This is a genomic window from Hephaestia sp. MAHUQ-44, from assembly GCF_023806085.1.
Classification (GTDB): domain Bacteria; phylum Pseudomonadota; class Alphaproteobacteria; order Sphingomonadales; family Sphingomonadaceae; genus Sphingomonas.
The window spans coordinates 54490-63119 of record NZ_JAMSLX010000017.1 but is presented as its reverse complement, the minus strand read 5'-3'; the positions used below and the strand labels follow the sequence as shown (position 1 = coordinate 63119).

Sequence of the window (8630 nt, the reverse complement as noted above, 5' to 3'; positions counted from 1 at the left end):
CACGCAGGTCCATCGAATAAGGTCGCGCCATGCTCGCTGGCCTCCATGCCCAGCCAGCATCTTGAATCACATCTATACGCCCTCGTGAATCCCCTATCGATTCAATCCCACGTCATCCCGCTCTAATCGAACCGGACCGTCCCTAGATTATCCTTTGTTTGCCGTTATTTCCAAGTCGCCAGATGATTCCATCTGGCTCGAAATCACTCTAGCCGTCACCCCGACAAAAGCCGGGGTGACGGATATGGCGGATCTATCCTTTCGGCCCGTGCGGATTGAGCATCCCCGGCGCGATGAAGCCGATCGGCTGGATTGCGGACGCCTCCTGCTTCAGCTTGGCCGCCATCTGCTCATATTCCTGCTCCATCTCGGGCGTCACCGATGCGCGCGATTCGCGCAGCGCCGCCTCGAAATCGGCCATCGTCACGGTCTCGGTGGCAAGCGATTTGCGCAGCGCGACCAGCCCGGCCCGGCGGACCAGATCCTCCAGATCGGCGCCGGTGAAGCGATCGGTGCGTTCGGCGAGATCGTCGAGATCGACATCGCTGGCCAGCGGCGTCCGCTGCGTCTGGATCGCGAGGATGCGCCGGCGACCGCCCCGATCGGGCACCGAGACATAGACCAGTTCGTCGAAGCGGCCGGGGCGCAGCAGCGCGGGGTCGATCAGATTGGGCCGGTTGGTCGCCCCGATCACCACCACCGATTGCAGTTCCTCTAGCCCGTCCATTTCGGACAGGATCGTGTTGACCACGCGTTCGGTGACCTGCGGCTCGCCCAACCCGCCGCCGCGCGCGGGCACCAGCGCATCGAGTTCGTCGAAAAAGATCACGCACGGCGCCACCTGGCGCGCGCGCGCAAACAGCCGCGCGATCTGCTGCTCGCTTTCGCCATACCATTTGCTCAGCAGGTCCGACGATTTGGTGGCGATGAAATTCGCCTCCGCCTCGCGCGCGACCGCCTTGGCGAGCAAGGTCTTGCCGGTGCCCGGCGGGCCATAGAGCAGGAAGCCCTTGGCCGGGCGGATGCCGAGCCGGCGGAACGCGTCGGGGTCCTTGAGCGGGAGTTCGACGCCTTCCTTGAGCCGTTCCTGCGCGGTATCGAGCCCGCCGATATCCTCCCAGCGGACCTCGGGCGCTTGCACCATCACCTCGCGCATCGCCGAGGGCTGGATGCGCTTGAGCGCCTCCATGAAATCGTCGCGCGTCACCGACAGATCGTCGAGCACCTCGGGCGGGATCGTGCCTTCCTCGAGGTTGAGGCGCGGCATGATCCGCCGCACCGCCTCGATCGCCGCCTCGCGGGTCAAGGCGGCAAGGTCCGCGCCGACGAAGCCGTAGGTGGTGCGCGCCAGCTCGCCCAGATCAACGCGGTCGCCCAGCGGCATACCGCGGGTGTGGATGCCCAGGATCTCGCGGCGCCCGCGCTCGTCGGGCACGCCGATGACGATCTCGCGATCGAACCGGCCGGGGCGGCGCAACGCCTCGTCGATCGCGTCGGGGCGGTTGGTCGCGGCGATCACGACCAGATTGGCGCGCGCCTCGAGCCCGTCCATCAGCGTCAGCAATTGCGCGACGAGGCGCTTTTCGGCCTCGCCCTGCACGCGATCGCGCTTGGGGGCGATCGAATCGATCTCGTCGATGAACACGATCGACGGCGCCGCCTTGGCGGCTTCCTCGAACACCTGGCGCAGCCGTTGTTCGGATTCGCCATAGGCCGAGCCCATGATCTCGGGGCCGTTGATCAGGAAGAACTCGGCCGCACTCTCATTGGCAACGGCGCGCGCGAGCCGCGTCTTGCCGGTGCCGGGCGGGCCGTGGAGCAGCACCCCCTTGGGCGGATCGACGCCGAGCCGCTGGAACAATTCGGGGTAGCGCAGCGGCAGTTCGACCATCTCGCGGAGTTGGTCGATCGTGTGGCTCATCCCGCCGATATCGTCATAAGTGACATCGGCGCGGCGCGATTGCTGCGGTTCCTCATATTCGGGCCGCAGCTCGATCTCGGTATGCTCGTCGATATGGACCACGCCCTTGGGGGTGGTCTGGACGACCGAGAGCCGGATTTCCTGGAGCGCATAAGCGGGCGCGCGCAGATATTGCGCGACGTTGGGCGGGATATTGTCGACCCGCTGCTGCCCCGCGGTCGCGACGACATCGCCCTGGCACAGGGGCCGGCCGACGAAGACGCGCTTGAGCGCGTGGCTCGATCCCTGGAGCCGCAGATTCTGCTGTGCGGGGGCGAACACGACGCGCGTCGCCGGCTTCGATTCGACCTTGCGAATTTCGACATATTCGCCCGAGCCCGCGCCCGCGTTGGCGCGCTGGAGGCCATCGAGGCGGACGATCTCCAGCCCCTCATCCTCGGGATAGGGATAGACGGCGCGCGCCGGGGTCGAGCGTTTGCCGACGATTTCGATCACGCCGCCCTCGGCCAACGCCAGCTTCGCCATCAGTGCGCGCGGCAGATGCGCGATCCCGCGCCCCGAATCCTCGGGTCTGGCGTTCGCAACCTGGAGCTTGTGGACCGTCGGTTCGCTGTCGGCCATGTGCACTCATTCCCTTATGCAACCTGCGAGCCTGCGAGATAGGGGACGCGGCCGGGCAATGCGAGGGGCAAGCCGCGCGCGGGCCGGCCACGCCGGGCGCTGAGCGGGGTTGAGGCTATGCGGCAGCGCGGCACGAATGCGGTTTCAGACAAAAAAAGGGCCGGCCCCGAAAGGCCGACCCTTGAAAGTTTTTAGGAGAGGATGCCTGAAAGGCGTGCCCTATGTGCACTGCAGCGATTTATTGTGCAAGTGCGAAAAGAACGATCGCGGTTGCAAGAATTGCAACTCACCCCGTTGCGCCTGCGTCGTAGATCGTGAAAGAAGGGCGCCCGCTCGCTCACGATGGAATGTACCGCATGCGCCGCCTGCCTCCGTTGACCGCCCTCGAAGCCTTTGTTCAGGTCGCGCGGCTGGGGTCGGTCAAGGCCGCGGCACAGGATCTCGCGCTATCCGCCCCCGCGCTCAGCCGCCGGATTCAGGCGCTCGAACGCTTTATCGGCCGGCCGCTGTTCGATCGCCGCCATCAGGCGATGCAGCTCAACAACGACGGCGAACGGCTGTTGTCGCAGATCGCGCCCGCGCTCGACAGCCTGTCCGACGCGGTCGAGGCGATGACGAGCGGGATCGAGGTGCTGCGGTTGCGGCTCGGCGTGCTGCCGCTCTATGCGGCGCAGCGGCTGTTTCCGCGGCTTGCCGATCTGCGCGCCCGGCATCCCGAATTGCATCTCGATATCGATACCGCGGGCCACACTGTGGCGCGGTTGGGTGAGGGGCTCGATGTCGCCATCAGCCTCGCCCGCGAGATCGATCCGGCGCTCTACGCCAAGCGGCTCGATCGCAACCGCGTCTATGCGATCGGTGCGCGCGCGCTGGTCGAGGGCCCCAATCCGATCACCCATCCGCGCCAGCTCGCCGGGCTGACGGCGGTGCTCCACCGCGACATGCCCGATAATTTCGCTGCCTGGCGCCGCGCTGCCGGGGTTGCGGATCTCGAACCCGCCGCGATCGACCATTTCGATTCGGGCGCGCTGATGCTCGAGGCGGCGGCGCAGGGGCTCGGTGTCGCCTTCATGCTCGCCAGCCATTTCGACGATGCGCAGGACGATCGGCTGGCCCGGCTTTTCGATATCGAGGTCGAAAGCCCCTACAGTTATTGGTTCGTGTGCCGCCCGCGCGCGCTGATGCAGCGCCCGGTGCAGCTGTTCCACGACTGGCTGATCGAGGCGCTGGGGGCGTAGTTTTCCGCGTGCGCGGAGGCGGTGCCAGCCCGCTCCCCCACCTCCCAAGTCATTATACTTGCATGGGGGGTGGGGGAGCGGGCTGGCACCGCACTCGGATTCAGCAAAGCTGAATCCGCAAACTCAGGAAGCCCGCATCTTCTCGATCTTGCCGGGCTCGCGCGGGGGCTCGCCCTTGGGCAGCGCGTCGATATGCTCCATCCCCGAGGTCACTTCGCCCCACACGGTATATTGGCCGTCGAGGAAGCCGGCATCGTCGAAGCAGATGAAGAATTGCGAATTGGCGCTGTTGGGGTTCGCCGTCCGCGCCATCGAGCAGACGCCGCGCACGTGCGGCTCGCGGCTGAACTCGGCAGGCAGGTCGGGCTTGGACGAGCCACCGGTGCCGGTGCCGGTGGGGTCGCCGCCCTGCGCCATGAAGCCGGGGATGACGCGGTGGAACACGACGCCGTCGTAAAAGCCCTCATTGGCCAGTTCGGCGATGCGCTGAACGTGCTGGGGGGCGAGATCGGGGCGCAGTTTGATCACGACGTCGCCGTCGGCGAGCGTCATCGTCAGCGTTTCGGGGGTATCGGCCATCGCGGTGTGCTCCTGCAATTCGGGGGTTGGGCGTGCGGCCGGGCCTATAATGGAGTCGGGCGTTCTGGCAAACCGGGATAGGACGGAGCGGGGCCGGGCGGGCATCAAGGGTTGCTGTCGCCGGCGCGAAGGTTGAAGCCCCCCCCCCCCGGCTTGTCGCGGCGCGCGGCAATCTCGTGACAAAAACCGCAAGCCGGATTGGCATCTTGCGCCGGGAAAGCTAGAGCCGCTTCTGGCCGCAACGAGGGAGGTCGGACGATGAGCGAGACCGAGCTTCCCCTGCCCGAGATCGATTCGGGCCAGCTCGACGAGGATGATCGGCTCAAGCCGGAATTCGTCGATGCCGTGTTGCGGGCGGTCGATGACGGCGACGACGAGGCCGTCCGCCAGCTCGTCGAACCGCTCCATCCCGCCGACATCGCCGATCTGTTCGAGCTGACGCCGAACGAACGCCGCTCGGCGCTGGCCAAGGCGATCGCCGACCTGCTCGACGGCGACGTGTTCGCCGAGATGAACGATTATGTCCGTGAGGACCTGATCGACGCGCTTGAGCCGCACGAGGTCGCCGACATCGCGTCGGAACTCGATACCGACGATGCGGTCGCGATCATCGAGGATCTCGACGCCGACGATCAGCGCGAAGTGCTGCGGGCGATGGAGCCCGACGATCGCGCCGCGATCGAGGAAGCCCTCTCCTATCCCGAGGAATCGGCCGGCCGCCTGATGCAGCGCGAGCTGATCGCGGTGCCCGAGCATTGGTCGGTCGGCGACGTGATCGATTATCTGCGCGCCGACGAGGCGCTGACCACCGATTTCTGGGAAGTGTTTGTCGTCGATCCGAGCCACAAGCCGGTCGGCACGTGCATGCTCTCGTGGATCCTGCGGACCCCGCGCTCGGTGCTGCTGAGCGACGTCATGAAGCGCGAACAGACCCTGATTCCGGTCGATATGGATCAGGAAGAGGTCGCGCTGCGTTTCCAGAAATACGCGCTGATCTCGGCCGCGGTCATCGATGGCAGCGGGCGGTTGGTCGGCATGGTCACCGTCGACGACATCGTCCACATCATCTCCGAAGAGGCGGGCGAAGACGCCTTGTTGCTGTCGGGCGCGGGCGAAGGCGATATCAACGAGCCGTTGCTGACCAGCTATCGCGCGCGCGTGCGCTGGCTGATCGCCAATCTCGCGACCGCGCTGGTTGCGGCGACCGTGATCACCGTGTTCGAAGGCACGATCACCAAGATGGTCGCGCTCGCCGCGTTGATGCCGATCGTCGCCGGGGTCGGCGGCAATGCCGGCACCCAGACGATGGCGGTGACGGTGCGCGCGCTGGCGACTAACCAACTGACCGAATCGAATACATTGCGCGCGATCCGCCGCGAAATCACGATCGCGTTGCTCAACGGGGTGAGTGTCGCGCTCGTGATCGGGACTGCGGTGGCGCTCTATTATCAGCATATCGAGTTGGGCGGCGTGATCGCCGCGGCGATGATGGCCAATATTCTGATCGCGGGGCTGGCGGGCGTGGTCGTGCCGCTGACGCTCGAACGCTTGCGCGCCGATCCCGCCGTGGCCTCGTCGATCTTCGTGACGATGACGACCGATTCGATGGGGTTCTTCGTTTTTCTCGGGCTCGCCTCGGTGAGCGGCCTGGTGGGTTGATCCCGGCACGGTGCGGGGCCACATCGCCCGCGTGCCGCTTCATCTCACCAAGGTCGCGTTCGGAAGTGCGTCGGTCGATATTCTCGCCGAGCGCCTGGCGCTGCGCGGCCGCGAAGGCCCGGTGTTCCTGACCACGCGCTATCTGCCCAAGCGGCATGAGGAGATTGCGGGCACGGGTTCGCTTTACTGGATCATCAAGCACCAACTCGTCGCGCGCTCGCCGATCCTGCGCTTCGGTGAGGCCGAGGGCGGGCGCGTGGCGATCCATCTCGATCCCGCGCTGGTGCTGGTCCACGCCCGGCCCAAACGCGCGCATCAGGGCTGGCGCTATCTTGAAGGGACGGACGCGCCGGAAGATCTCGCCGCCGACGCCACCGGCCTCGCCGATCTGCCCCCGGTTTTGATGAGCAAGCTCGCTGAATTGGCGCTGATCTGATCGGTGATACAGCGCGCGCGCCGCGCAGCACGAGAAAATGGTGCCCAGAAGAGGACTCGAACCTCCACGACCTTGCGATCGCCAGCACCTGAAGCTGGTGCGTCTACCAATTCCGCCATCTGGGCACGGGGTAGGGGCGGGGCTCTAGGTGAGGCTCTGGCGCCTTGTCAACTGCCTGTCGGGTGGGGCAAGGGGGCCGCGAACAAATCGAGGCGGACATGAACGACAAGCTGGTTACGCTCATTGGTGGAGGCGGGTTCGTTGGCCGCTATGTGGCGCAGGCGCTGCTCAAGGCCGGTGCGCGCGTGCGGATCGCGCAGCGCGATCCCCGCCAGGCGTGGTTTCTGAAGCCGCTTGGCGGGCTCGGGCAGACCCAATTCGTCGCCGCCGACGTGCGGCGTCCCGATAGCATTGCGCGCGCCGTCGCCGGTGCGGATGCGGTGATCAACCTGGTCGGTGTGCTGAACGGCGATTTCCGCGGGCTCCACGTCGAGGGCGCGCGGCATGTCGCCGACGCCTGTGCCACGGCCCGAGTCGCGGCGCTGGTGCAGCTCTCTGCCATCGGTGCCGATCGCGAGTCGCCCGCGGCTTATGGCCGATCGAAGGCGGAAGGCGAGGCGGCGGTGCGCGCCGCGTTCCCCAGCGCGACGATCGTGCGGCCGTCGATCGTGTTCGGGCGCGAGGATCGCTTCGTCAACCGGTTCGCCGAGATGATCGTGGCGGCGAGCGCGATGCCGCTGGTCCGGGTCGTGCCGGTGGTGCGCGCCGACACCCGATTCCAGCCGGTCTTTGTCGGCGACGTGGCGCGCGCGCTGGTGGCCGCGCTCGCGGCGCCCGAGCCGTTCGGCGGCAAGACGATCGAGCTGGGCGGGCCGGACGTGCTGTCGATGCGGGCGCTGCTGCAATGGATCGCGGGCGCGATCGGCCGCGATCCGACGTTCGTCGAGCTGCCCGATCCGGTCGCGCGGATCGTCGCGGCGTTGCCGGGCACCCCGATCACGCGCGATCAACTGCTGATGCTCGAGCGCGACAATGTGGTGACCGGCGCGAACGGCCTCGCCGCCGCGGGGGTGGAGCCGACGCCGCTCGCCGCGGTCGCGCCTGCCTGGCTCGTCCAGTATCGCCGCAGCGGCCGCTTCGGCACGAAGGCCGTGGCCTGACCTTCTCCCGCGCGCCCACCGCACCGGCGGCCGCGTCCTGCCCGAGGAAATGCTTTTGAGCGATCTTCTCGTCGTCATCCTGCTCGGCATCGTCGAGGGGCTTACCGAATTCCTGCCGGTCTCCTCGACCGGGCATCTGATCCTCGCGGGCGAATTGCTCGGCTTCAAAGGCACGGTTTCGACGACGTTCGATATCGTCATCCAATTGGGCGCGATCCTCGCGGTGATCGTGCTCTATTGGCGACGCTTCTGGCACGTCGCGATGGGGCTGCTGGGCTGGCAGCAGGGGCCGGTCGCGTTCACGCGCAACATCCTGCTCGGCTTCCTGCCTTCGGCGGTGATCGGGCTGTTCGTCTACAAGATGGTCAAGGCGATGCTCGAGCAGCCGATCATCGTCGCGGTGATGCTGATCGTCGGCGGGGTCGCGATCCTGGCGATCGAGCGCATGGTCAAGCGCACCCCGGTCGCGAGCGTCGAGGCGATGCCGACCCGCACCGCGCTTGGCATCGGCATCATCCAGTGTCTGTCGATGATCCCCGGCGTCAGCCGGTCGGGCGCGACGATCATGGGTGCGCTCGCGCTTGGCGTCGATCGCAAGACCGCGGCCGAATTCAGCTTCTTCCTCGCGGTGCCGACGATGCTCGCCGCCTCGGGCTACGATCTGCTCAAGAGCCACGAGGCGTTGACCAGCAACGACTGGCTGGCGATCGCGATCGGTTTTGTCGTCTCGTTCATCGTCGCGCTGCTGGTGATCCGGTGGTTTGTCGGCGTCGTGACGCGGCATGGTTTCGCGCCCTTCGCCTGGTATCGAATCGTCGCGGGCGGCGTGGCGCTGGTGTGGTTGCTGATGAGATAATCCCGTATCGGACCTGTTATCGGCGTCGCGCCGTGAAAAAATAACGGAAATCCGCGTCGCCGTAAAAACAAGGTCATCATTGTTGCCCTAAAGACCGTTTTGTGCGTGACTCGTGCGGGTTGGCACATTAAAGCACCCACATTCTCTTGGATGTGGGGCG

7 protein-coding genes and 1 tRNA gene are annotated in these 8630 nt (G+C 66.4%); 5 read left to right on the top strand and 3 right to left on the bottom strand.

Features of this window, described 5'->3' with window-relative positions; all coding sequences use genetic code 11:
- Window positions 1–253 precede the first annotated feature (253 nt).
- On the bottom strand, window positions 254–2542 hold the full coding sequence (locus tag NFE57_RS14885) for a CDC48 family AAA ATPase (protein ID WP_252136376.1): 2289 nt from the start codon (window positions 2540–2542) through the stop codon (window positions 254–256).
- A gap of 356 nt (window positions 2543–2898) precedes the next feature.
- Here NFE57_RS14885 and NFE57_RS14880 point away from each other — a divergent pair, with 356 nt between their 5' ends.
- Window positions 2899–3780 (top strand): LysR substrate-binding domain-containing protein, encoded by an 882-nt coding sequence (locus NFE57_RS14880; RefSeq protein WP_252136375.1) that lies wholly within the window; start codon window positions 2899–2901, stop codon window positions 3778–3780.
- A gap of 123 nt (window positions 3781–3903) precedes the next feature.
- On the opposite strand, the gene NFE57_RS14875 is transcribed toward NFE57_RS14880, so the two are convergent.
- On the bottom strand, window positions 3904–4359 hold the full coding sequence (locus tag NFE57_RS14875) for a peptidylprolyl isomerase (protein ID WP_252136374.1): 456 nt from the start codon (window positions 4357–4359) through the stop codon (window positions 3904–3906).
- A gap of 258 nt (window positions 4360–4617) precedes the next feature.
- Between NFE57_RS14875 and mgtE the strand changes: the two genes are divergently transcribed.
- Complete coding sequence (mgtE, locus tag NFE57_RS14870; protein ID WP_252136373.1) at window positions 4618–6018, top strand: magnesium transporter; 1401 nt, start codon at window positions 4618–4620, stop codon at window positions 6016–6018.
- A 31-nt stretch (window positions 6019–6049) separates the two neighbouring features.
- Complete coding sequence (locus NFE57_RS14865) at window positions 6050–6454, top strand: DUF1489 family protein (RefSeq protein WP_252136382.1); 405 nt, start codon at window positions 6050–6052, stop codon at window positions 6452–6454.
- A 38-nt stretch (window positions 6455–6492) separates the two neighbouring features.
- Here the strand turns inward: NFE57_RS14865 and NFE57_RS14860 are convergent.
- Window positions 6493–6579 (bottom strand) — tRNA-Leu (locus NFE57_RS14860).
- A 93-nt stretch (window positions 6580–6672) separates the two neighbouring features.
- Between NFE57_RS14860 and NFE57_RS14855 the strand changes: the two genes are divergently transcribed.
- Together NFE57_RS14855 and NFE57_RS14850 are read left to right on the top strand one after the other, a co-directional pair.
- Complete coding sequence (locus NFE57_RS14855; protein WP_252136372.1) at window positions 6673–7614, top strand: complex I NDUFA9 subunit family protein; 942 nt, start codon at window positions 6673–6675, stop codon at window positions 7612–7614.
- Between the two features lie 49 nt (window positions 7615–7663).
- Window positions 7664–8470: an undecaprenyl-diphosphate phosphatase gene (locus tag NFE57_RS14850; RefSeq protein ID WP_252136371.1), complete on the top strand. Its 807-nt coding sequence runs from the start codon at window positions 7664–7666 to the stop codon at window positions 8468–8470.
- The last annotated feature ends 160 nt before the right edge of the window (window positions 8471–8630 follow it).